24 protein-coding genes and 2 pseudogenes are annotated in these 24,593 nt (G+C 45.2%); 16 read left to right on the top strand and 10 right to left on the bottom strand.

The window, feature by feature from the left end; all coding sequences use genetic code 11:
• Positions 1-159: 159 nt before the first annotated feature.
• From VPX56_RS00620 to VPX56_RS00635, 5 genes and pseudogenes are all read right to left on the bottom strand, one after another.
• Positions 160-1,233 (bottom strand): annotated as a pseudogene (locus VPX56_RS00620) (IS3 family transposase).
• 142 nt (positions 1,234-1,375) lie between these two features.
• Positions 1,376-1,762, bottom strand: coding sequence for a DUF1090 domain-containing protein (locus tag VPX56_RS00625; RefSeq protein ID WP_326469266.1), 387 nt, complete (start codon positions 1,760-1,762; stop codon positions 1,376-1,378).
• A 367-nt stretch (positions 1,763-2,129) separates the two neighbouring features.
• Positions 2,130-2,345: an EexN family lipoprotein gene (locus VPX56_RS22980; RefSeq protein ID WP_407655093.1), complete on the bottom strand. Its 216-nt coding sequence runs from the start codon at positions 2,343-2,345 to the stop codon at positions 2,130-2,132.
• Positions 2,346-2,437: 92 nt separating this feature from the next.
• Positions 2,438-2,701 carry an EexN family lipoprotein gene (locus VPX56_RS00630; RefSeq protein WP_326469268.1) on the bottom strand — a complete coding sequence of 88 codons (264 nt, stop codon included), beginning with the start codon at positions 2,699-2,701 and terminating at the stop codon, positions 2,438-2,440.
• Between the two features lie 482 nt (positions 2,702-3,183).
• Positions 3,184-3,420, bottom strand: coding sequence for a hypothetical protein (locus tag VPX56_RS00635; RefSeq protein ID WP_326469270.1), 237 nt, complete (start codon positions 3,418-3,420; stop codon positions 3,184-3,186).
• 364 nt (positions 3,421-3,784) lie between these two features.
• Here VPX56_RS00635 and VPX56_RS00640 point away from each other — a divergent pair, with 364 nt between their 5' ends.
• From VPX56_RS00640 to VPX56_RS00655, 4 genes are read left to right on the top strand one after another with little or no spacing between them, the layout of a single operon-like run.
• Entirely contained in the window at positions 3,785-5,872 is a 2,088-nt protein-coding gene (locus VPX56_RS00640) for a TonB-dependent receptor (RefSeq protein WP_326469272.1), read from the top strand.
• Positions 5,872-6,885 (top strand): ABC transporter substrate-binding protein, encoded by a 1,014-nt coding sequence (locus VPX56_RS00645; RefSeq protein ID WP_326469274.1) that lies wholly within the window; start codon positions 5,872-5,874, stop codon positions 6,883-6,885. Before VPX56_RS00640 ends, VPX56_RS00645 begins: the two co-directional genes overlap by 1 nt.
• Entirely contained in the window at positions 6,815-7,564 is a 750-nt protein-coding gene (locus VPX56_RS00650) for a class I SAM-dependent methyltransferase (RefSeq protein ID WP_326469276.1), read from the top strand. The genes VPX56_RS00645 and VPX56_RS00650 overlap by 71 nt, the downstream gene beginning before the upstream one ends.
• A 2-nt stretch (positions 7,565-7,566) precedes the next feature.
• On the top strand, positions 7,567-8,574 hold the full coding sequence (locus tag VPX56_RS00655) for a FecCD family ABC transporter permease (protein WP_326469278.1): 1,008 nt from the start codon (positions 7,567-7,569) through the stop codon (positions 8,572-8,574).
• Positions 8,575-8,742: 168 nt separating this feature from the next.
• On the opposite strand, the gene VPX56_RS00660 is transcribed toward VPX56_RS00655, so the two are convergent.
• Both VPX56_RS00660 and VPX56_RS00665 read right to left on the bottom strand, forming a co-directional pair.
• Positions 8,743-9,891, bottom strand: a complete 1,149-nt coding sequence (locus VPX56_RS00660) for an FAD binding domain-containing protein (RefSeq protein WP_326469280.1) — start codon at positions 9,889-9,891, stop codon at positions 8,743-8,745.
• Entirely contained in the window at positions 9,884-10,543 is a 660-nt protein-coding gene (locus tag VPX56_RS00665) for a DsbA family oxidoreductase (RefSeq protein WP_326469281.1), read from the bottom strand. The genes VPX56_RS00660 and VPX56_RS00665 overlap by 8 nt, the downstream gene beginning before the upstream one ends.
• A 144-nt stretch (positions 10,544-10,687) precedes the next feature.
• Here VPX56_RS00665 and VPX56_RS00670 point away from each other — a divergent pair, with 144 nt between their 5' ends.
• From VPX56_RS00670 to VPX56_RS22985, 8 genes are all read left to right on the top strand, one after another.
• On the top strand, positions 10,688-11,590 hold the full coding sequence (locus VPX56_RS00670) for a LysR family transcriptional regulator (RefSeq protein WP_326469283.1): 903 nt from the start codon (positions 10,688-10,690) through the stop codon (positions 11,588-11,590).
• Positions 11,591-13,343: 1,753 nt separating this feature from the next.
• Positions 13,344-13,934, top strand: coding sequence for a hypothetical protein (locus VPX56_RS00675; protein ID WP_326469285.1), 591 nt, complete (start codon positions 13,344-13,346; stop codon positions 13,932-13,934).
• A gap of 9 nt (positions 13,935-13,943) precedes the next feature.
• Positions 13,944-14,486, top strand: coding sequence for a fimbrial protein (locus VPX56_RS00680; RefSeq protein ID WP_326469286.1), 543 nt, complete (start codon positions 13,944-13,946; stop codon positions 14,484-14,486).
• A gap of 12 nt (positions 14,487-14,498) precedes the next feature.
• On the top strand, positions 14,499-15,044 hold the full coding sequence (locus VPX56_RS00685; RefSeq protein WP_326469288.1) for a fimbrial protein: 546 nt from the start codon (positions 14,499-14,501) through the stop codon (positions 15,042-15,044).
• Between the two features lie 22 nt (positions 15,045-15,066).
• Positions 15,067-15,747, top strand: coding sequence for a fimbrial biogenesis chaperone (locus VPX56_RS00690; RefSeq protein ID WP_326469290.1), 681 nt, complete (start codon positions 15,067-15,069; stop codon positions 15,745-15,747).
• 8 nt (positions 15,748-15,755) lie between these two features.
• Complete coding sequence (locus VPX56_RS00695) at positions 15,756-18,227, top strand: fimbria/pilus outer membrane usher protein (RefSeq protein WP_326469292.1); 2,472 nt, start codon at positions 15,756-15,758, stop codon at positions 18,225-18,227.
• Between the two features lie 31 nt (positions 18,228-18,258).
• Positions 18,259-19,281 carry a fimbrial protein gene (locus VPX56_RS00700; protein WP_326469293.1) on the top strand — a complete coding sequence of 341 codons (1,023 nt, stop codon included), beginning with the start codon at positions 18,259-18,261 and terminating at the stop codon, positions 19,279-19,281.
• Positions 19,282-19,436: 155 nt separating this feature from the next.
• Positions 19,437-19,571 carry a DUF1090 family protein gene (locus tag VPX56_RS22985; RefSeq protein WP_407655157.1) on the top strand — a complete coding sequence of 45 codons (135 nt, stop codon included), beginning with the start codon at positions 19,437-19,439 and terminating at the stop codon, positions 19,569-19,571.
• 395 nt (positions 19,572-19,966) lie between these two features.
• Here VPX56_RS22985 and VPX56_RS00705 read toward each other — a convergent pair whose 3' ends face one another.
• A complete protein-coding gene (locus VPX56_RS00705; RefSeq protein WP_326469294.1) occupies positions 19,967-20,290 on the bottom strand; it encodes a Rap1a/Tai family immunity protein in 324 nt (107 codons plus the stop codon).
• 1,119 nt (positions 20,291-21,409) lie between these two features.
• Here VPX56_RS00705 and VPX56_RS00710 point away from each other — a divergent pair.
• Genes VPX56_RS00710 through VPX56_RS00720 form a run of 3 tightly spaced genes read left to right on the top strand, consistent with a single transcriptional unit; the run spans position 21,410 to position 22,551 of the window.
• Positions 21,410-21,934, top strand: a complete 525-nt coding sequence (locus tag VPX56_RS00710) for a DUF2975 domain-containing protein (protein ID WP_326469296.1) — start codon at positions 21,410-21,412, stop codon at positions 21,932-21,934.
• Between the two features lie 53 nt (positions 21,935-21,987).
• Positions 21,988-22,152: a helix-turn-helix domain-containing protein gene (locus tag VPX56_RS00715; protein WP_326472182.1), complete on the top strand. Its 165-nt coding sequence runs from the start codon at positions 21,988-21,990 to the stop codon at positions 22,150-22,152.
• Between the two features lie 36 nt (positions 22,153-22,188).
• A complete protein-coding gene (locus tag VPX56_RS00720; protein ID WP_326469298.1) occupies positions 22,189-22,551 on the top strand; it encodes a hypothetical protein in 363 nt (120 codons plus the stop codon).
• A gap of 92 nt (positions 22,552-22,643) precedes the next feature.
• Here the strand turns inward: VPX56_RS00720 and VPX56_RS00725 are convergent, their stop codons facing one another.
• Positions 22,644-23,045: a PIN domain-containing protein gene (locus VPX56_RS00725; protein ID WP_407655094.1), complete on the bottom strand. Its 402-nt coding sequence runs from the start codon at positions 23,043-23,045 to the stop codon at positions 22,644-22,646.
• A 97-nt stretch (positions 23,046-23,142) separates the two neighbouring features.
• Positions 23,143-23,328, bottom strand: coding sequence for a hypothetical protein (locus VPX56_RS00730; RefSeq protein WP_326469300.1), 186 nt, complete (start codon positions 23,326-23,328; stop codon positions 23,143-23,145).
• Positions 23,329-23,570: 242 nt separating this feature from the next.
• Between VPX56_RS00730 and VPX56_RS00735 the strand changes: the two are divergent.
• Positions 23,571-24,510: pseudogene (locus VPX56_RS00735) on the top strand (diguanylate cyclase domain-containing protein).
• The last annotated feature ends 83 nt before the right edge of the window (positions 24,511-24,593 follow it).

A 24,593-nucleotide genomic window follows, 5' to 3' on the forward strand; every position in this document is an offset into this window, starting at 1 on the left:
GATTATATACCTTATCAAGCCTGCGTTGAACCAAATTCTTTTATCCAGATTCAGGGTGCAACTTGTAGCAACTGGAGATGGTCTTCTGCCAGCCACGAACGACACATCGTGATTTTTGGAGTCTGAATAGCCACGGATAATCTAGACACTTTCGGGCCGTTAATAATACTGGCTTTCATATTCTGCTGGTGACATCTGATCGCTGGAACCATGTCGACGCTTACTGTTATAAAACATTTCGATGTAATCAAAAATATCGCTGCGGGCTTCTTCCCGCGTTCCGTAGATTTTTTTCTTTATCCGCTCGCGTTTCAGTAACTGGAAAAAGCTTTGTGCAACGGCGTTATCGTGACCTTTACCGCGACGGCTCATACTCCCTTTCAGGCCGTGTGATTTCAGGAACGACTGCCACTCATGGCTTTTTTACTGATTGCCCTAGTCCGAGTGAACCAGCACCTGTCTTTGCGGATTACGTCGCCATACAGCCATCAGCAGTGCGTTCAGGACCATGTCCTTTGTCATCCGTGATTGCATTTGACCAGCCGATAATTTTGCGTGAGAACAGATCAACAACCACAGCAAGATACAGCCAGCCTTCGTGGGTACTGAAGTAGGTTATGTCCGTTACCCAACGCTTATCCGGAGCATCTGTACTGAACTGTTGCTGGAGCCTGTTGGGCGATACGATACTGGCCTCGCCTTTGAGTGCCCGCGGGCAATATTCATCAGTCGCCAGACTCTTTTCACTCCGGACTGTTGCCCGCTGTCCCGCAGATCCAGATGGATTTTACAATAACCATAAACGCAACCGGACTACAGCCAGAACTGTTTGATCTGTCCCGTCAGTCTCAGATCTACCTGGTGCCATTGTGAATGCGGCTGCTGAAGCCATGCGTAAGGGCCATTGGGATGAACATCCAGCACCCTACAGAGCAGACGAACAGGCCTGCAACTGCTGTTGTCACGGATAAAGGCGTACCTCAGTCGTACAGCTTTAATGTGCCCCGTTCGTCAGTCGCCCGCTTCGCTCCTTCTGGAGCCGGCGGATCTCGGCCTGAGCATCTCTCTGTTCTTTATTAGTGGATGAGTCCGGACCGTACTTCTTTATCCAGGCGTAAAGGCTGTGGGTGAAATATCGAGACGTGTTGCAACGCTGGAAACAGAATAAACATGATCAACAACCTATGTGACCGCAACAGTTTTGAACTCTTCGGGATAACGTTTACCGCTTATGGGCATCTATCTTTTAAGTCATCTTAAATTACTCTCAGGTGTCTGTTAAACCCGTGGCGATTCAAGATCCAACGTCATCATATGTATCGTTCGCTTTGCTCAGTCCCTAAAAAACCGACTTATGAAGTCGGTTTTTTAGGGACTATTGATTGACTATTGACTTAGCTTCAGCCAGTTCATCCTGCGCTTTTTTTAGCTTTCTTTCCTTATTACGGATTTTGTCTTCCCTTCCATTAGCACGAGCTTCGGCCAATTCCTGTCGTCTTTTCTCTATCTTACGCTCTTTCTTTCTAACATCAGATTCTTGCTTAGCCCTTAAACCTGCATCGGTGCAGTAAGCGCTATTTTTCGATAATGCTGTTTGAAGGCCAGCTACGCGATGCGTATTTCCATACGTTTGGGCATAATCAAGCTGCCGCTCGATATTTTGTCTTTTTGCTTCGCATCCTGTGGTGATTTTTTCTGCATATACTATTTCCAGCGGGGATAAAATTAGCATACTGGTCAGAATCGTTGTAGATAATTTCATTTTTTTCCTTAGTTTAAAAGCAAAATCAATACAAAGTAATAGTTCATTGCACTTAAAGATTAATGTGAAAAATCAATTAATTACGTTGTGTTGTGGTATTCATGCACCCTGATATTACTAGGAGGTTATAAATAAAAACTTCTAGTTTTTATACTTGAGAGTTTTTTTAAAACTCACATAATAAATGTTGATGGTTTTTATCTAACATTAAAACCCGACATCTCTTAGGTGATCACTGAGACCACCTGAGATCGCCAAGATAAAAAATATTAGCAAACTTTAATTTTAGAAATTAAAGGTTAATATTTTAACAGGCAACAAAAAATACAAATGAATTTATATAATAACATATATTTATGTGAAAAAATTAACTTAAAATAGGTGATTCTTTATTAAACTCTTCGATCACTATGTGAGCATCGATTGTATTCCTGCAATCTTCTGATTTATCATCTGATTCCTTACATTCAATATAATGTTTATTTAGCTGCTCAATGTAATTCTTGTAGCCCTGCGTAGTTCCTGATTCGTCGCAACCAGAGAGTAGATATATACAGAAGATAAAAAGTACATTTTTCATCATTAATTCTCATTGCGTAAGTTTTGAAAGAGCGCTGTGGATTTTTATTTGACTAATACTCATTAGTATTAATCTTTAGTTGAGACTTGTACTTTTCAATTTACAGTCTCTTTAACTTTATCGATATCTTCTTTGAAGGCTGTACCCCAGTCTAAAATTCTCACATTACTTTGCCTCCAGCGTCTTTCAGCCAGCATGGCATTCTGGCAATCATCAGAATGTTTATCTAATTGTTTACACTCTGAATTACGCTTATGCATTTTGTCTGGGTGTTCTTTGTACCAATCAATGCTCTTCGTATCATCACATCCAACAGTAAGATAAGTGATAAGGACTAAATAAAAAATTTTATTTTTCAATTGATACTCATTTAATTTTAAAGCTGACATCCAATTTTAAACAAATACCATAGAATTAAAATACCCCTCAAGTATTAGGATATTTCAAACTGGGTTCTGTTTAAGTGGAATCCTAAATTATCCTTTGCTCATGTTTTTCCAGTGATCTATCTTTACATTTGTTCGGCTGCATTCTATATCTATCGATAACGCCGAATATTTCAGATTATCTCCATCACTACTTATCTTACAGGCGAACCGACCTATTTCGGATAAATCCATTCTTTACATTGAGACAAACACCTGTGTATGGGAGAAAATCGGCTATGCGCAAGCAGAACTCCTTTCTCCAGGGAGGAGAGAGCCAAAGCTTGGCATAAATTGCGCGACCTGAAAAATTGAATTTTCAGCACCCATTAGAAATGGTAGCCGTATCTAGTTATTAGGATACCATTTGTATTAGGTGTCGTCGCGAGCATATACATTCGAGTACACGCCAAATATCACCATCTAAAAATAGGAATTGTTACTTCACGGCCTTTTTTTGTTGATACATCAGGTTTTTGGCCAGACATGATAGACTCTCTTTGCTCGCGAGTAAGTTTACCATCTGGCTCTGATATATTTTCATGATGTTCGCCACCCTTGTTTTCAGTAAGAAAATCGTCATAGGTGGCACAACTGGATAATATTCCTGATAAAATCAATGGCAGTATTAAGAAATTTTTTTGCATGGACATGTTAGCAACCTTTTTTGATATAAATTTTAAGTAAATAAGTAGATAAAAAAAGATGATAGCCTCTGTGAATTTTGAAATATTACTAAGAAGACTTTTTTATAATGCATACCCCGAAGACTTTGTACGCGAACTGGCACAGGGTGTGCCGCAACACTGTTATACACTCATAACCTTCGTAACAGCCCGGACATAACGTCATCAAGAACAGCAGAACTGAAGGTTTGCGTTCGGTGAACAACACGATATTGGATTTGCATTAACTCCTCCCGGCCCCAACTACTGGCTCTCATATAACACGTTGTCTTCTTCAAAAGCATATGTTATGTTATAACATAACACAAGGTAATTTATATGATGTCCGTCTATGAAACTTAAGCCTTCTTTGATAATTATCGTAGTTGCAGTAAATACTTCGGCTCCGGCCTTTGCAGCTGATGAAACTATCGTTGTCACAGGCAGTGAAGTACCTGTCTATTCTACCGAATATGACTCTGAATATCTTTCATCTGGTTCAGCCTCACGACTCGGTCTGACTGATAAGCAAACGCCACGCCATACTGAAACCATCAGAGCCAGAACCATTAGTGCTAAAGGTAAACGCACACTCACTGAAGTCGTTGATACCGCCCCTGGGATGTCTGGCACCAGCTCACCTACACTTTCCAATAGCGTTTCACTGCGTGGCTTTTCCGGCGTTTCCTGGCTTCTTAATGGCGTGGCCGTGCCTGGTAGCACCATTCAAATAGGCGATCCGGTTAACTATGAGAATTTGGACATCTTGTATGGTACTGGTTCCGTTTTAAATGGTCTGAGTTCTGCCGGTGGCAGCGTCAACCTGATATCACGTAAAGCAACCTTTGGTCGACAGCCAGTAGAAGCTGATTATAGCTGGTTAAGCTACAACAGCCATCGCGCCCACATCGGCGCGGGCGGTACGCTTTTTGAGGGTATCGCTGCTGGCCGAGTGGATGTAAGCGCGTCAAATACCGGCACTCAGGTTGATAAAGAGCGCAGTCGCCCGAAGCGCATCAGCGCACAGCTCCTGCTGACGCCGACCGATAACACACAGGTTACTTTTGACATCGACCGTAGCTTAACGGATATGCGCAATCCCTATTTCGGGACGCCTGTCATCAACGGCAAAGTTGATCGCGACTTGCGCCATGTAAACTACAACAACATTCAGGATGCGCATATCCGCAGTCAGGCAACCTCATTCCAGTCGACCCAGTCCTGGTATGCAACACCTGATTTAACCTTTGATAACCAGTTCTACTATTACAAAGGATTCCGCGAATGGCAGAACGCCGAACGCTATTACCAGTCAAACAAAGCGGGCTATGTGACACGGGATTCTTATGGTGATATTGCGCATGATGACAGGCTTACCGGCAATCGTACTATGGTCACCTTGGATCACCCGATTGCATCATTCGCCAACCGCGTGACTGCGGGTGTCGATTTTTCAAAACGTGAATTCCAGTACTATTCTAACGGCTTCCCGGGGGGCGAGGAGCTTCTGCGGACCCACCCCGCCTCTAATGACTTTCGCACTGGTGCGGGTGGTAAGATGCGCTCACCTGTTCGTCACATCACTCAGAACCAGTATGCCTTGCTGCTGGAAGACAATCTGAATATCACTGATGCTGTCGCCCTGTTAAGCCAGTTGCGCTATACCAACCTGGACATGGACTGGAATTACCAGCAGGATAATAAAACCATCAATCGTAGTTATAGCTTTATGAGTGTTGGTATTGGGCCGAGCTGGGCCATTAACAAAAACTGGACGGTATATGCCAACTATTCAACAGGTAAAGAGCCCGGCAGCGATATCTTCTTTATCAGCCCTGAACAAACGTCCCTGCCACTTACAGGAGTTCAGCAATATGAAGCCGGTGTAAAAGGGACATTCGACCACGGCGAAATGAAGCTGGCCGTTTACGATCTCCAGAAAAAAAATCTTTATCAGCAATCGGCTGTCCAGGCTGGTGTATGGAATGCGGTTGGCAAGCAGACTTCGCGCGGCATTGAGTTCAGCGGATTGATTAAACCGCTTGATAGCGTCACGCTGGCGGGAAATGTGGCTTATACCCATGCGCGCTTTGATAATTTCAAACAAGGTACGCAGGATCTTTCCGGCAATCAGCCACGCTATATCCCGGAGTGGACGGCTAACCTTTCTGGCCGTTATATGCCGATTAGCGAACTGGGGCTGGGCGCTCAGCTCCACTATGTTGGCAGTAGCTATAACGATGATGCCAACAAAAACAAAATGGGCGATTACACGACTGTCGACCTGAACGCCGATTATGAAGTGATTAAGGACGTTACCGTAGGCACCCGCGTGCGTAACCTGACGGATCGCTTCTACACCTGGCAGCGTACTTATACAGGGCAGGAAATGATTGCACCAGGTCGAACTTACGAAGCCTATGTCAACATGCGCTTCTGATGAAACGCCTGGCCTTCCTCGCATTGCTGGCGACCTTCGCCAGCAATGCGCATCCCGTTACGTTGCAGAATTGCGGAAGATCCTGGACGTTTGAGCACGTACCACAGCGGGCAATCGTCTATATGCCGACCGCAATGGAAAACATGCTCGCATTACGTCTGGGAGATTCCGTGATCAGTGCTGTCGGTTATCGGCCAGATGAAGATACCGCGCCCTCCCCCTGGTACAAACCGCTAAAAGCACGTCTCGACAGTTCGCCCTGGTCGGGAGAGGCCTTGCTGAGTACCCGACCAGATTTTATCTATTCCGGCAGCTATTACTGGTTTAACAGCCCGGAGACCGCCGGTCGTGAAAGGATGGCTGTATGGGGAATTGGAAGCTGGCTCATTGAAGGTATGTGCAATGGCCTGCAAAGTGGGCCCCCTGCGCCTGTAACCTTCGACAGCATCTATGACGATTTGCGTAATATTGCGCGCATATATGGCGTGGAGCCGCGTGCAGAGGTGCTTATCAATGAACTGAAGCAACAGGTCGCTGCTGACAGCCGCATAAAACTGCCACGCAGAACGCTCATGTGGTGGTATTCCGGCACGGCAACACCTTATGTGGCGGGTGGATATGGCGCTTCTGAACTGTTAACCAAAACCATCGGCAGTAAAAACATCTTTGATAACAGTACTGAACTGTGGCCCGCCATGAGCTGGGAGGTCATTGCCGAACGGGATCCTGACTACCTGATCCTGGGCGATCTGCAAAGAGGGGGAGATGGCGACAGCGCCCGGAGCAAAATTGATTTTCTTGAACGTAATCTCCTCACCGCAGGCATGAAGGCCGTTAAAGCAAAACGTTACATCATTTTACCTGGCTATGATATGGACGCATCTGCGCGTTCAGTTCTGGCCCTTCACCGACTAGTCACACAAATACACGCTAAGGAACAACATGACCTTTCCAGCCCGCGAATTACTGAAAAACTGGGACGAACAACAAAGCGCCTACATCGCTCACCGTGAAGAACGCTATAACGCCGTGCTGGATGTTCTGGCAATGCTATATGGCGAAGAATTCCATGTGGTGGATCTGGCCTGTGGTCCAGGCTCATTCAGCATGCGTCTTCTGAATCGCTTTCCGGCGATAAGAGTAACTGCTATTGACCTCGACCCGCTTCTGCTTACGCTGGCCAAAGAAGCGTTATCTGAATACAGTGACCGTATTCATTTCTTCAGCGGCGATATTGCAGCAGCGGATTGCTTTGCCGCTATTACCGACAAACCGCAGGCCGTTGTTTCCAGCACGGCCATTCACTGGCTGCTGCCGGAACAGCAGGTCGCGCTTTATCGCAATATCTTTAACCTGCTGGATGAACATGGCTTATTCATGAACGCCGATCATCAGCGATTTGATAATCGCAATCCATGTCAGAAACGGATTGCCCAGCTTCATGACGAAGATACGCAGAAAAAAGCCTGGACAGCGGGCGTGCAGGACTGGGATAGCTGGTTTGCATCGGCCACCCTTCATCATGAGCTGGCTGATTTGATGGACGCGCGCACCGCTATCTTTAAAGACCGCCCGACACCACTACCCACCACGGTCGAATTCCAGCTCGCCGCCCTGCGCCAGGCGGGCTTTAGCGAAACGGGTACTCTCTGGCAATTCCTAGATGATTATGTGATCGCTGGCTGGAAATAATCATGCTGCGTTCCCCTTTTTTCCGCCTTTCCATTCTGTTCCTAGGCCTAATGCTGGTATTTGGCATTGCCATTATGTATGGACCGGTTAACTTTTCAATAAAGGACGTGGCAAATGCCATATTGGCAGGCTACTGGCATAACGATACAGCAGGAACGCTTCATCAGCGGATCGTATGGTCTCTGCGTATGCCGCGTACCCTGCTTGCTGCTCTGTCGGGCGCCGCATTAGCGCTTGCCGGGACGGTGCTTCAGTCGTTGACACGTAATCCTCTTGCCGACCCCTGGGTGTTGGGGATTTCATCCGGCGCAGGGTTTGGCGCGGTACTGGTCATTGCACTTGGTCTAAGTGCGGGCTGGGCAGTTGTACCTGCCGGTGCATTCTGTGGCGCAATGCTGGCTTTCTCGCTGGTACTTTTCCTGGCGCGGAAATCGCTATCCAGCCAGTCCAGCCGTTTTATCCTGACTGGCGTCGCCGTAACACAGTTCCTCTCCGCAGCTACATCATTAATAACTCTCTGGAAAACAGACGCAGACACCACGCGCGGAGTGATGTTCTGGCTGCTGGGGAGCTTCGCACATGCATCCTGGATTCAGGTATTGCTTTGCGCACTCGTACTACTGCCGATCTTTCTGTACTGTTGGTGGCGTGCAAAGGAGTTGGATATGCTCATGTTCGGCAATATTACTGCGGCGTCGCTTGGTGTGGACGTTGGCGCAATTAGGCTGGCACTATATTGTTTATTGACCTTATTGACTGCTGTCATTGTGGCATGTTGCGGAGCAATAGGTTTTATTGGGCTGACCGTGCCTCATATCGCTCGTATCTTCATTGGTTATCGCCATCGTTTATTGCTACCGGCATCAATGCTGTTCGGCGCCAATTTTACCGTTCTGGCTGATACGCTTGCCCGAACGCTGTTTTCGCCCCGTGAATTACCCGTTGGCATCCTGACGGCGATGCTCGGAGTTCCTGTATTTATCTTAATAATTTCAAGAGATTCCAGATAAAATACTGACGAATTCGCTCTTGAACAGCGAACCCGCTAAAAAGCGGGCTTGTTATTAGAGAGCTGTGACGAGCGCATCTGAAAATTTTAGCCTGAATAGCGCGCTCAGATTCATTACCTTGCTCCACACTACGCCTCCATTTTTGTAGTGAATTGTCTTACGCATGAATTACGCTCTGCCGAACAACAGTCGATTACCGATACTCATACCTGTTTTGTGCAGGAATTTTCCGCGATAGACCTGCTCTGCATTCCAGCTTATTAATGCATCATCTATGTTCTCGCTTCCATCTTTTAGTGCCTGGCTCAGCGCCAGTGCATTCCCGGCTGCTTTTGACGTACTCGCTGCAGTGTGAGGACGGGGGATAGAAGCAGCATCACCAAGCAGAATAACTCTCCCTTTTACCATAGAGTCAACAGCAAGATCGCGGATTGCCTGAGCAAACGGCTGCTTCGTAGCCATCACGACATCGCGGAAGCCTGGTGGAAGAAGGTCTTCAGCATCGCGATAAATCTGTGCTTGCCACTTCGGTGAAAGTAACCCTTCAGGAACTGAATAATGACGAGATATGCCATCAGTTCCCGTCATGATTTCTTCACGCTGAAAATCGTCTACCACGCGATACCAGACCCAGTTGTACAAACGGTGTCCTGGGCGAAGGTCATTGTCTGCACCCGGCACCAGATAGCCGAGGATGTGTGAGCCGTGGTTTCCGGCGAAAGCAAAATTTCCGTGAAGATCCAGCATTGCTCGCTCAGGCATCTCGTTCTCCGGTACTAATCCCCGCCAGGCGATATATCCCGCGTATTCTGGTATTTCTGACCACATCAAATTCCTTACTGACGAGTTATTACCATCAGCACCAATGAGCAGGTCACCGGTTTCGCGGGAACCATCTTCGAATACCGCTGTAACTCTGTTTTCAGCGGGAAACTCAATGCCTGAGAGCACACGGTTTTTATGATAGTGCTCATTCCCCACGGTTGAGCGCATCAAGGTATAAATTAACGACCATGAAGTTTGCATTTGCGGGGCGTACTGAATGTGCTCAACATCACCGTTAGCGCGATAGAATATGCGATTCTCTGAGTGTACCCCAAGATTATCCCAGTATTTTTCAATCCCACTGCGGCGGATCAATTCAACAACCTCTGGCTGGAGCACGATACCGCCGCCACGGCTATCAAGGTCGTTCGTCGAACGTTCGAAGATATCTATTTCCCAGCCTACCTGCTGTAACATGCTACCTGCGAATAACCCCCCTAGAGATCCGCCAATAATCAGGGCACGTTTACGCGATTTGATTTCACTAAACATCTTTCACCTCCCTCTTGGATTGGTTGTTTATAGCTTCATTTATATGCTGAATAAGAATCTCCGCCGAAACGGCCCCTGATACGCGCACACCGCCGATATTAAAAGAAGGTACGCTGTTGATCTTATTTCGCCGGGCGCAATATTCCTGCTGAATAACCTCAGCTTCACCGTCATGGCCCGCCAGAAACGTTTTTACGTTTAGCCGATTCATGCCTGCTTCAGAGGCAATATCTGCCAGCACGTCGTGATCGCCAATGTCTTTACCTTCCTGGAAGTAAGCGCGGAACAGACGCTCAATCAATATCGTTTGCATATTGGTTTTACCTGCCAGCCAGATCAAACGATGAGCGGCCCTCGTGTTTGGAACACGCTTCATTGCCGTATAATTAAATTTCACATCATCTCCAGCTGCGGCCTCCTCGGTGTGAGCATCAAGTTTCTGAGAATAATCCCAGCTACCAAATTTTCTACTGCGATAGGTCACTCGATCCATGCCCTCAAGCGGCATATCCGGATTCAGTTCAAAGGGGAGCCAGTTAACCTCGACCTCAACATCTTCTGGCAGCGTTTTCAGTACTACGTCCAGGCGAGCTTCAGCGATTCGGCACCACGGGCAAATAAAATCAGATGTCACTTCAATGCTTAATTTCATGATTCACCTCTCTATGGAAAAAATCCTATCACTGACTAATTAAGCTGATAATGTGGTAGAAATGGCTTGCAGTTTTGCAATTTTCGCAATGATATTGCAGCAGAATTGAACAACACCTGACAGGGAGAAAAAAGAAGAATGGATATGCTAGCTTCATTAAAGGCATTTATTACTGTCGTTGAAGAAGGTGGCTTCGCCCCCGCAGGGAGGCATTTGTCGATAGCTACATCATCTGTCACGCGGAAGGTCGATGCTCTGGAAAGAACATTAGGTACACAGCTTGTCACGCGCTCAACCCGCAATCTAGTGCTAACTACAGCCGGACATGCCTATTTTGAACACGCGGTAAGAATTATTAATGATCTTGAATCGGCTAATCAGGAAGCGCGAGATCATAGTGGGGAACCGCGCGGTACCCTGCGTGTCAGTCTGCCAGTCTCCTACTCCCGACAGTACATAGCGCCATTACTGGCAACTTTCTCACGCCAGTATCCCCTTATTACTCTGGACCTGACGTTCACGGACGATGTGGTAGATTTAGTCGAGAAGCGGTTAGACTTGTCAATTCGCCTAGGTAAAGTCGACTCGCCTAACTTAATTGCCCGCAAGCTACTGGCACAGCGTCGATTGGTGTGCGCTAGCCCAGCATTACTGGCGGAACAGGGGGAGCCAACAGCTCCAGAGGAATTATCACGATTTAACTGCTTGATGTTCTCGTACTCTTCCGGAAAAACACGGTGGTATTTCAGGCGTGAAGAAAAAGAGAGTGTTAGCGTAAAAGGCACGCTTAAATGCAATAATTCTGACATTCTCCGTGAAGCTGTACTAAGTGGCTATGGCATTGCGCTTCTGCCCGACTGGCTGGTTGGAAGCGATATCACAGAGGGAAAATTAGTGCAGTTACTTTCAGACTGGCGGGCTGAGGTCAGTGATACAGAGGAAGAGCCGGCAATCTATGCCATATATCACCCATCGAGACGCAACACAAAAAAAGTAAAAGTTTTTATCGATTTTTTGATGGAGCATTTGGACGATAGCAATAACTGAATATATTCCGTTACCAGGTGACAATTTTGCATATTAGGGCGGACTGGCGAAACGGGAAATGTGAAGAAAAACCAACCGACATTACTAACTGAAGACTGTATCTGATCTTGGAGGAGGCTAGTCACCCTCCTCAATAACTACATTAAAAGCTTCAAGCGACGCTTGCATATCCATTTTTTTCTCCCACATCACTGTTGCGTATAACGCAACAGTGATAGCTATTTTATTAGCATTATAATCATTAATTAATAGTGATAATCTTCTTCATACTAAGTAAAAAATGTAGAGAAATGGTTATGATGGGCGTTTAAATGAACGTTAATGAGTATGCCCACATCATAGTTAATGTTTATAGGGTAATTATATTCGAACGTTTCCCGCATGACCTCGACAGCACAGCCTGAAGCATCGCGATCTCATATTAAATTATTGATTTTATTGCTATAAATGAATTTTTCTGTAACAGAGAAAAATTGATAGTAAGGTCGACTCGCCTAATGAGCGCCAGATACAAATCTCCTGTCGAACGTTTTGTATTCCAAAAGACAATATAAGTAGGTTTCAAAGAAAACGGAAATTTCTTCCACACCTTGAGCTGCAAGCCAAATCGGATCAGAGGACACCTAGAGCCTTAACTGGAATGAGCGTTTTATGGTTTCAAAAACACGAGTAAACATGTGGGATATGGGTGACGGTCAAGTAAAACTTAGCTAGGTAAACTGTTTGCCGCTCGGATAGAAATGCTTGAAAAAAAATGCTTAGGTTAAAAAATAAGCAACGAAAATGGGCTGATGGAGTGCGTAAATTGATGTAAGCACATAAGAGCTCGTCATTGTGAAACCTTAACATGTGACACAGATCAGTTATGATGGAAAATGCCATTTTGATAATTTATAAACCTTACTTATTGTTTTTGCTTGTTTTTTATTTTTCCTTGCTGTTGTTGAACAGCCTTTCTGGGTCTTTTTATGATTATTCCTAAAATAATGTTAAATCTATGTAATTATTGATATTGTTCTGTTTTATTAAATGTTTGATTTTTAATAAATATTTATATTAATTGGAACTTAATTCTGTAAATTTGTGTTTTTTTGGATGAAAACATTAGTGTTTGCAAAATGTTAATTTGATGAATTAATTTTAACAATCCGTATACATTTTGAGTTAAAATTCTAACGTTGGTATGTAAATTAGCATAAATGTCTGTTTTTTTTATTTATAAGTTGTTTTAATTTTGATAAAACAATCCTATTGCCCGCTGAAATTGTAGGGGATAGATTGGCAGCCATGCACAAGCAGTAACTTGCAATTATCAGAATGACTGCCTTTGTATCCTCACGTATGTAAGGAGGAAAGTAATGCCAGGAACAATACTATATGGATATTCAATATATGAAGGTCTTGAATACAATATCTCCTCCAGGACTCTTATCAATATAAATAATGGTAAGATAAAAAGATTTCGAGAAACTAAAGATAGACTTTTCTTATATCTTTTACATAACGCTGAGAAGAATATTATTCTTGACGAGGATATATTTGTTAATGTATTTGAAAAGAGTGGATTGCGCTGTTCTAAATCATACTTGTGGGCGATGACACGTAAACTACATCTCGCATTCATTAGTGTGGGATACGAGAGAGCGCCATTTTATAGGTGTGATAGAAAGGGATATCGAGTCGATTCAAGAAAGATTTCAGAAATATATACCAAGAAGAAAACTGTTAATTATACCAGTATGGAAGATACACATTGGCTCAGCTGTTAGTCTATACACAGAATTATTATGTCAGGTGTGCAATTGATTCACTTACTGATAAAAATAATTCAGTGACCTACTTTGCAAATCGGGTACAGTTCCTAGCCTGTGCTAAGGTGCTTGATAATTCAGTTTTATTAATTGATGCAACTAATAAGAATGATAGGAATGTAAAGTGGCTTGGTATGAGACTCGATAAAGTAAAGAAAAGAAAAGTGCATTATCTGGTTCCTTTATCTATGTTAGCTAATAGCTTTGCGCCTGGACTATCACTGGTGGCTGAAATATTTCATTTGAAAGCTATTTTCTTTTTTGCATGGGGTGATGGAGTTAGAAATGTTAAAAAAAGCATTTACGAAGATATTATAAGTAAGTTAAATAGAACTCTTTCATGCGAAGAGTACTTACTCATAAGGTCTCTCTATAACACTGATACTGGGAAATCCAAGTCTCTCTCAAGGATTGAGTTAAATAAGGTCTATTATATACGAAAGAAAAAGTTACGACTGGATAGTTCTTTAGAATTCAAGCTATTAATTCTTTTTTTAGCGAAAAGCAAAGCTATGCAACTTGATATTGGATAAATAGGAAATATGAAAAACAAAGCTACACTAGGATCATTCATTTCGCTGATGATGATGTTATCTGCTGATGCAAATGCCGCAGCTGTTGCATCACCAGCAATGCCTACAGGTACATTAAATATCACAGGGAAAATCATTGATAAAACTTGTGATATGGCTGTTAAAGATTTTATTGTTCAGCTACCTCCTGTCGTGACCTCATCATTCACTGCAGTAGGTGACACGGGGCCAAAAAGTGACCCGGTAGATTTTAAGCTGACGGGATGTCCTGCAAACACCTCCCTGAGCCTTACGATTCAAGGAACACAAGGGGCTCTGGTATCGACCTTTGCCACTGCAACCGAAAGCACTAACGCAACGGGCTTCGATTTTATTTTAACTGGGATTCCCTCAGCTTCCAGTTTCATTTTACCGAATAGAGCTATCGCAGTGACACCTGATGCTTCTGGTAATTTCAGCGGGACGTTATCAGGTTACCTTAGAAGCAAAGTAGCGACGCCAACAGCTGGCAAAATTGATACCACACTCACTTATACACTGGCCTATAATTAAGAAATAAACATTATGAAAAAAATCGCAGTTATTGTCTCACTTGGTTTAGCCAGTTTTAATTCTTATTCTGCTGATGTACCTGGCGCAACGCAGACCGGAACTATTACAGTTAAAGGTTCAGCATACACTTCAGCATGTACAACTAACCCTACCACAGCAGTTAGTTTGGCTCTACCGACAACTAGCTCAGCAGAGTATAAAGCTAAAGGGGATATGTCACCTAAAGGAAAGACAGAAGCTATTGCATTAGTCTGTAAAGATATACCTGGCATGTACCTTACTGTTGCCGGAACCCCTGATGATACCAATACTTCGTTATTTAAAATCCCTGTAGGGAGCGGAAAAGCAACAGGCGTAGCATTAAAATTGCAAGTGGCTACTCTTCTAGAACCCAATAACCTCGTTGACGTCATGCCAAATAAAGAAACCAGTTTTATACAAAAAAACGGAACTAGTAATATGGGGTTTACGTATACAGCCCAAGCAGTGGCTACCGCTGATAAGGTTACCAGCGGTGATCTGGCAACTACGTTGACATGGACTGCCCGTTATAACTAACTATCTAATAAACTATTAATATATGAAAAAACATTTATTATCTGTTCTTTTGGTGTCTATTGTTGCACTGCCGGCCCATGCCGGCTTTTCTCTTGGCCAGACTCGGGTTGTTTATAATGAATCCGAGCGTCAGTCTACCCTGCGGGTAATTAATAGCGGTGACGGAGACTATTACCTGGTTCAATCCTGGATTAACGAAAATGAAAATGATAACAGCCCACGGTCAAGCGCTTTCATTATTACACCACCAGTATTTAAACTGATGCCAGATTCAGAAAACACGCTGTTAATTCGGACTCTGAGCGATAAATTTCCTGAAGACCGTGAAAGCCTTTCATTTATAAATGTGAAAGCGATTCCAGCCGTTAACGATGCGGTTAAGAATAAAATCACCTTTGCCACCAAAAGCGTGATTAAGCTTATTTATCGCCCTAAATCACTGAACTTCCAGGATGCCGCCGATGCCTGGAAAAAAATGGTAATAACACCTCAGGCAGGCGTTGTCACGCTGAATAACCCGACACCGTATTTTATTAACATTGGCATGCTTTCGGTAAACGGACATGCTGAAAAAATAAGCTATATAGCCCCATTCTCGGTTGAAAAAATCACGCTTAAAGCAAATGAACGTCCTGTTTCCGTTGAATATAACGTCATTAGCGATTTCGGCGGTGCGTCTGCACTACATAAATTAAAATTCTGATCCGTCACGTGAAGACAAAATTACTGCTTAACGTACTGCTTTTAATCTCGCCACTAAAAGGATGGGCTGCGCTGTCTTTCGATCTCTCGGCGCTGGAATCAAACGGCAGCGAACTGAGCGAATACACAAAGCAACAGCTAGCACAGGTGGGACAACAGTTACCGGGGACTTACCCGGTAGAAGTTGTTCTTAATGGCCGTAAAATCAGCACGGAAGTCATTCGTTTTGTTAAGTGTGAGGCAGAGCTTTGCCCTCAGATGACCCTGGGCACGCTCCAAAAATGGGGTATCGCCCCGGGACCGTTTGTGTCAAAAGACTCCGGTGATGACGACGCTGTGCTGCCCTTACATTTTGAGCAGGCTATTCCCGGCACCACCGTTAAGCTATCGGCCAATGCCAGTAAGCTCATTCTTAACGTGCCACAGAAATACCTGCTGGATGACGATGCCAATTTCCTGGCTTCGGTCACCGAGGAGAGTATCCCCACACTGTTTTTATCGTACTACTATAGCGGACAGCGCAATGAATCGGCCGGTGACAGCGACGACCAGCACTTTGTCAGCCTCAACAATGGAATAAACCTGGGGGCATGGCGTCTTCGCCAGAGCGCGAACCTGGTGAAAAGCAGCCAGTCCGAAATGAACTGGCAGCCCACGCAGACTTATATTGGTCGCGATATTCTTTCGCTGATGTCGCGCCTGATGATGGGCCAGACCACCACCAGTGGTCGGGTATTTGACAGCTTCAATTTTAAAGGGCTGAGCCTGTCTTCGATTGATGAAATGCTGCCTGACAGCCAGCGTAACTACGCGCCAGTGATTAAAGGGATCGCCCTCAGCCAGGCCAATATTGAGATTCGTCAGGACGGGAACCTCATTTACCAAAAAAGTATCCCGGCAGGCAGTTTTGAACTGACCGACGTGGTACCGAACAACAGCAGCGGCGATCTTGAAGTCACAATTCGCGAAAGCACCGGGGAAGTCAGAAAATTCATTCAGCCTTATGCCACGCAGCCCAAAATGGTCCGGCAGGGCCAGTTGCGCTACGCTCTGAGCTCCGGCCGCTACGACAACGGGAATGCCGCCGGTGACAAAGAAATTTTCGTGCAGGCCGAAGGCCTTTACGGTGTTGGCAATACTGTATCTGTGTTCAGTGGCGCGATGGCCAGCAGCAGTTATCAGTCGGGGATTGCTGGGGTGGGTCTTAATCTGGGCGACTTCGGCGGGATCTCCTTAGAGATCGATACGTCGCGCAATAAAGAATCAGAATGGCTGAAATCCGACTCCGGCTATGCCTCAAAAATCAATTACAGTAAATATTTCGGTCTTTCCGGTACGTCGCTGCAGGCTTCTTACACGCAAAGTCATGAACGCGGATATTTTACCTACGCCGATTATCAGGCGCGGCACGAGACTAATCACGGGTCAACGAATCTCCCGGGGAATATTAAACGCCAGTGGCAGGCGGGGCTGAGCCAGGAGCTGGCTCAGTTCGGCTCGCTCTCGCTCAATTACTACTCACAGCAATCGTGGGATGATACCTACAACAGTAAAACGCTGAATGCCAGCTACAACACCAACTGGAAGGGGATCAGTGCCGGAATCAGCTATTCGCAGTCCGATATTACGAGCACTACACGATACAAGGATAACGTGCTGGCGCTGAATGTGGTGGTGCCCTTCTCGTCACTGTGGGGGCCGTCCTCGCAGGCGCGGATCAACCACAGCTATATCACCAGCCGCAGCGGGCTGGCCCAGAACCAGACCACCCTCAGCGGTAGCCTGCTGCGTGACAACAACCTGAACTACTCCCTGTCTCAGACCTGGGCGCAGGACCAGACCGGTCAGGCTGGGCGCATCCAGTATGATGGTGGCTCAGGCTCAGTTAACGCAGCTTACAGCAGAAATAACAACGGCTCCCGCCAGTACAGTTTAGGGTCAAGCGGCTCGGTAGTCTTCCATCCCGGCGGCGTGACGCTGGGACAAAGTATTACTCCGAAAGAGCCCTTTGCGATTGTCAGTGCGCCGGGCGCGGGCAACGTATCCGTGACCACCAAATCCGGGGTGAAAACCGACAGCCGCGGCTATGCCATCGTGCCGGCGCTGACGGCCTATCGCCAGAACAGCATCGCAATTGACCCGACAACGGCGAGCGATACCACCTCACTAACATCAACGCAAACGCAGTCCACTCCAGGCTTTGGAACAGCCATTGCGGCGAAATTCGGCACGCATATTGGTCATAAAGCCTGGGTGCATATTCTGTATCGCAACCGGCCGCTCTCTCTGGGTACAGAGCTGTTCGGAAAAAACGGGGCCAGCGGGATTGTCGATGATAAAGGCTATGCCTGGATCACCGGGCTGACTGACGGCGAGCAGCTAAACGCCAACGTCGATGGCAGGCAATGTCGTATTCACATCCACTACAACCGGCTGGTGCTCTCTAGAGAGGTCTACACAGGTGCTGTTGAATGTCAGTAGTACAGACGATTCACCGAGAGGGAATACTATCGTGAACACAAAACACTTGCTCGCTATGGCTGTGGGATCCTTAGCAATATTCGGATTTCAACAGAATACATACGCGGAATGCGCGTTCGCCAACGGGGCAAAAACGGGGAGTGTTAATTTTGTCCTCCCGGCACTGACGCAATCATTGAACCCGTCCGATACAGGGCCTCGTGAGCTCGCATCTGCCAGCGTATCTGCGGCCTCTCTTGCGTCGGCAATGGGGATATCCTCTACCGTTGCTATCTGGGGTGGATGCCAAGGGGATTTAATCTGGAATCCATTAAGACCGGGAATTTCAGGAGCCTCTCCTGGTGGGACTGGCTATATTGCAACTGGAATTGAAAACCTTAATTTTTATCTTTATTCAGGGAAAGCGACAACAGGTGCCTTTGGTCCATTTTTAACCCCTAAACAGGATGGGAGTGCCTGGTCACGCTCGTTGACAACGATCCATAGTGCAATACCGCCTTGGTCCGTTATGGGTGGTGTTGTTTTAGTTCTTTATCAGACAGGGCCGATTCGCCAGGGGGGGGTTATAGCAGCGGGACCTGTTGCTGAATTGAAAATATCCGACGGGTTACAGGTGATGAATATGTCTACCAGCGCGATAACAGTGAATGTTCTTGCCTGTAGCATCACAACCCCTGTGGTGGAAGTAAAAATGCCTGGGGTATTTAAAAGTAGTTTTACCAGCGTCGGTAGCACGACTACCGCTACTGATTTCAGAATTGGTGCCAACTGCGATTCTGGCGTAATGCCTACCATTACCTTTAGCGGGCGAACAAGCGGTGGGACATCTGATGTCTTCGCCATCAATAGTGGTTCTGGTGCTGCATCTGGTGTGGGAGTTCAGTTGCTCTACAACGGGAATACGGTGCAACAAAATACTGCTGTCGCAATGAATGCGATTACTGTAGCTGGTACTACTGAGTTTCCATTCAGTGCGCGCTATATCCAGACGGAAAATACGGTCACATCAGGACAGGCCGATGCGACTATTACCTTTACGCTTAACTATAAATAACTAAAATGGGTTGGGGCGGTATATGAAAAAGGTTATAAAAGTTTATGATTTGTTATTAACTATTCTGTATTATCCCTTATTATTAGAATTAATTAAAAAGTGAAATAATGAAATACGCCACACCATTGCTGACTAGTCTACTAGTGGTTTCCTCGATGTTTAGTGCTCAAACATCATTCAATGCGACCATCTGGTGCGCTGCTAAACGCAGGAACATTGACCTAAAAATAGAGTTTGCCCGAGCGCATGGCAATGCTTGTCATGTAGAAGGTCTGGGGATTCCTCTATAAATTAGAATACTTATTGCACTGATACAGGACTCCGCGCTCAGCGGGAATCAAATGTGCGAAATTAAGATCGTAAGGTTGAGAAAGCCCGTCAGGCGTTTGTAAAAGCTCAGACTGACGGGCGTCAGGACAAAATTATTAAGCGGCAGCAAAAGCTAGAAGAAACTCAGGCTGAGCTCATGGAACTTAAAGCTTTAATGCAAAAATAAACTACTAGCCTTTCCGATTTAAACTGATGTCTGTATAATGGAACTTCTTTTTAGTTAATTAATGTCAGTTGTAGGCAAGCATAATGAATATCTGAATAAAATTTTCGGTATTGTTTTTTTGTGAATATACCTATTCATTATGGGCTCAATATAATTTATCCCTCCCTCCCTCTTAGAGACGGCTGATTATTAGACTTGCGGTGAGGCGCTTTCACTGCATGGAAAGGCCTCTGTGAATGCTTTTGAAACCAGATGAGCCGCGGGTTTTTTTATATTTTCCGTAGTAGTGAGATATTCGAAAGCTACTTTTTTTAGCTGACTTGTGCCTGTACCTGCTGGTATACAAAAAATACTGCGATTCCCCATGTCAGATACCCCCTCAATATATCCTATAGCCGCCGGCTTCCTTTTCTCATAATCACTAAGAAGCATGCTTCCATCGACCAGATATGCATTTGCACCAAATGAGATAAACAATATAATATGACAGGCTAGAAATTTATTTTTATTCATATCAAAATACCTTATTGATGTTTTTGATTAATGTAGCTCATTAATAATGATAAGGTTTCGTGCTATTGTGAATACACAATTGAAACATCACTATTATCGACTCTGTATTTTTTTTTAGCGACCTTCTCTATTAGAGTTCTATCAAACCCAACACTAAGAAAAGCATCATGTATTTGGTTTATTAATCTTGATAAAGATAATTTCGAAGCCTTGTTTTCATTATTTATTAAAATTTCATCGATGTTTTTTTTACTGATGAATTCATGTTCATTAGAATAAAGCAAGATGTATTCTAAGCATTTGGATGTTTTCTCCGGTAATACAACGCTCTTTCCATTTCGAATGTTAATCAATAACCGTCTGCTTATCTTAAACTCAAGCGACTGGAACAGTACATATCCATGTAAATTCATAGCAAATACTATGCCTCCTTTGTATGTTTATAAATCCTGAATCATAGACTCTATTAAATAATGCAATAAACATCATTATCAGTCAAAGTTTTGAACTGAAAATATGAAAATTTTACAAATAGATAACTAAACATTACAAATGATACTGTCTCTGAGTCTGACTTTCTTTTTTTGAAATATGATAAAGTTTAATGTCGGTCACACTTTTTATCTAAATGAAATTACCACAAAAAATTCAGAGAAAGTCAATCCTAATTAAATCAATTTATTGAGTTGCGTTTTTTTAATATGACGTAAACAAGTAACGCCAGAAATTATTTATAAATAAGATTGAAGGTGATAAGGTGTAATTTACTTAAAATAATGCATCTGGATTATCGCTAACAACATCCGAATATGAATGAAAATTGCTTTGCTCGTCCATAACAGATGAGAGAATCCAGTGCATGAGTTATATGTCAAGCAGTTGAATTGACCGATTTATCTAACACAGAGTCCGCGATCCTAAATCACGTAAAGCTGCTTAGATTTTTCCGTTATGTGTGTGGGCACTTCTAGGAGTTGAGTAGTCAGAGTCTTGTGAAACCCTCTCAACAATGGGTAACTGGTACAATATCCTTATCGTTTATCGATAAATATCTTGAGATAGAAAACGATGATTGCTACCATAGAGTTTATCGATAAACAATAAACCACTGAGTGTTTCATGCCAGACAATACGTATGCAGTTAAGCGACTGACAGGGCTCTGTACTCTGATTCGTTTTTTTATTTTTACCTCAATAATTCTACTTCCACTGACAGCTATTGTTTTTCCATTAACAGTACAGGATTATTTCAGAAACTCCAGCGGTGATGTTTTAGCACTAACCATGCAGTACAAAATTTTGTTCACATTAATATCTTTTATTGCAAATATTCCACCAGTGATTTTCCTGGTTAGGTTACTTAATCTTTTTTCAGGTTATCAGAGACTTGAGTTTTTCACCTGCGATCAGGTGAGCCTTTTTAAGAAAATAGGATTCTGGCTACTCATCACTTCCCTCTCTTATTGTTTGCTTTCATCACTGGAAGACTTCGTCAGCAATGATTCACATGGACAATTTTCCCTGATATTTTCCTTTGATGGTCAGTCTCTCGCTATCCCTTGCGCAGCAGTGATTAGCTACTGCCTTGGTCTGATAATGCAAGAGGCAATGATTATTAAAAAAGACACTGACTTGACCATCTGAGGAAGCCTGTGCCAATTATTATTGAATTAGACAGACTCTTGCTGGACAGAAAAATGACGGCACGTGAACTTGCCAATGCCATAGATATCACCGATGCGAACCTGTCTATACTCAAGAACGGACACGCCAGAGCTATTCGATTTAGTACTCTCGATAAAATATGTACTGCTCTCCAGTGCACCCCAGGCGAACTAATTAAGTATACCGAGCAAGATTAACTCTCTGTTTTTTATCATCAAATATCAGGTTTCATAATGTTGTTATCTAAGTTTGACAACCGTAGTCTAATGCTCATATTTGTTTTACTCATAACCGGCTGTACGACCACTGAGTGGAGCAAGGCAAATACCAGTGCATCTGAAAAAAATAAAGCTATCACTAAATGCAGTGCCATAGCACTTGAAAAATTACCGCCAGATAATAAGGTTACCTCTGAGCAGAAAGAAGGGCAGAAGGAAGGTAAGCGGCGTGGAATAACGGAGTATTATCAAAAGGATTATGACTATGCTGATGCTAATGAAGCGAGCAGAGAGATAATATTCAATAATTGCATGTATGATTCAGGTTGGGATTCAACGCAAAGGAAAGCCGAATTAACTGATTTCCTGAGCTTTTAAATCATTACCCTATCCTTTGGCTGATATTCTCCCCCGTTCATTTTAAATGGGGTTACGAGGTGTTCGGGATAAGTGAGACTGACACCATCCCCCTACTTCACCCAGTCTTCCAGCTTCAGTCCCGGCACCCGCTCAAACTCCCGCGTATTATTGGTCACCAGTACCGCGCCGGCGGCAATGGCGTGCCCGGCAATAGCCGTGTCGTTCGGGCCGATCGGCGTCCCGGCGAGGCGCAGCGCGACCTTAATTTCTGTAGTCGCATCCACCGCGGCGCGGTCCCAGGGCAGGATAGCATCGAGGCGGGCACAGAACGCGTCAACCAGTTCAATGTGACGCGGCGAGGCCTTTGGGCCGGTGGCGCCGAAGCGCATCATGGAGTAGGTGATGCCCGAAACCACAATGCGGTGACCGCGCAGCACAGCCTGTGCCAGGCGGTTCAGTACGGCTTCCGGCTGCTCGCGCATGATGAACGAGCAGATGTTCGTGTCGAGCATATGCTGATGGTAAATATATACTTATTATTATAACCATAGACGAATCAGGTACTTTGCCGTTAAGTACACTCCTGAGCACTAATGCTTTTTACAGGGATTAACGCTCCCAGAGCATGTCCAGCAAGGCGAGGCTTTTTCCTTCCCTGAAAAGAGACAGCACCGCCATTAAAACTGTGATGATGACAATAATACGAAGCAATTGATTCATATGCATGGGGTCACCGGACTGGTACTGTGAGCTGAGGTTACCTGAGATAGTAGCCTTTTTAAGAGTTAATAACATGTATCATTCAGTCGAGGCCTTACCTGTTCGTATTTTTCTCTTTTTCGCGTCAGATCCGAAATAAGGTAAAACAGGCTCTGACAGCCCGCAGTCTTCATGCATTATTGTGCGGTTCAGGAACCGAAGTGCAGGCCCCTGAAAGAAATTACGTCAGCCACCGGGTCAGGCGCGGTGAACTATACTCAGCCAGACTCAGGCACGTACTTGTCTGTTTATCTGTTCTGAACAATGCAGGAGAGCACATGCAGGCACCCGGTATTCCGGAGAATGAAGAACATAGGCTGAAGTCCCTGTATATTACTGGCCTTCTTGATACCCGTGACGATGAGCGTTTTGAACGCCTGACGCGGCTGGCCCGGAGAGCCTTTCAGGTGCCGGTGGCCCTGATTAGCCTGCTGGATCGCGAGCGTCAGTGGCTCCTCGCCTGCCAGGGTGTCGGTGTCCGTGAACCCCCCCGTAACATCTCGTTCTGCGGGCATGCCATTCTGCAGGAAGGGCCCTTCATCATTCACGATGCGGCCGCAGATGAACGGTTCCGTGATAATCCCCTGGTCACCGGTGAGCCTGCCGGACGGCACGGTGGCCGGCACGCTGTGCCTGATCCACACGTCACCCCGTGACTTCACGGATGAGGACATTGCGTCCCTCCGGGATCTGGCCTGCATCGTGGAGGACGAATTCGAGTCCATCAGCCTGGCCATGACGGACAGCCTGACGGGCATTCCCAACCGGCGCGGGTTTTACCGCGCCGGCGAAAAACTCTTCCGTTCAATGAACAGGCAGGATGCGTCGTTCAGCCTCATCTATTTCGATCTGGACAAGTTCAAGCCGGTTAACGATCTCTGGGGGCACGCAGAGGGTGACGAGGTGCTGAAGGTCTTTGCCGCCTTTTTACATCAGCACCTTGAACCGGGCGAAATTGCTGGCCGCCTCGGCGGGGATGAGTTTGCCGCCCTTATCCGGCGAAACGGCAACACCCAGGCTTTTCTGCATGCGCTGAGCGACAGCCTGGATCATTACAATGACACCTCGGGTAAGCCCTACAACATCAATTAATCCTTTGGCGAACTGATCAATAACGCAGACCAGTACGCGACGCTGGCGGAGAAGATCGGAAAATGTGACGAAGTGATGTACCTGAAGAAAAAACGAAAGACCCTGTCACAGAAAACAGAACCGTGACACATCCCTTCCCGGCTGATCCCCTGCCCCTTGGTTCAGCCGGACGGCAGGAACAAAATATTTAACCCCACGGCATATAAAGT

It is taken from the genome of Enterobacter wuhouensis, from assembly GCF_035835995.1.
GTDB lineage: Bacteria > Pseudomonadota > Gammaproteobacteria > Enterobacterales > Enterobacteriaceae > Enterobacter > Enterobacter wuhouensis.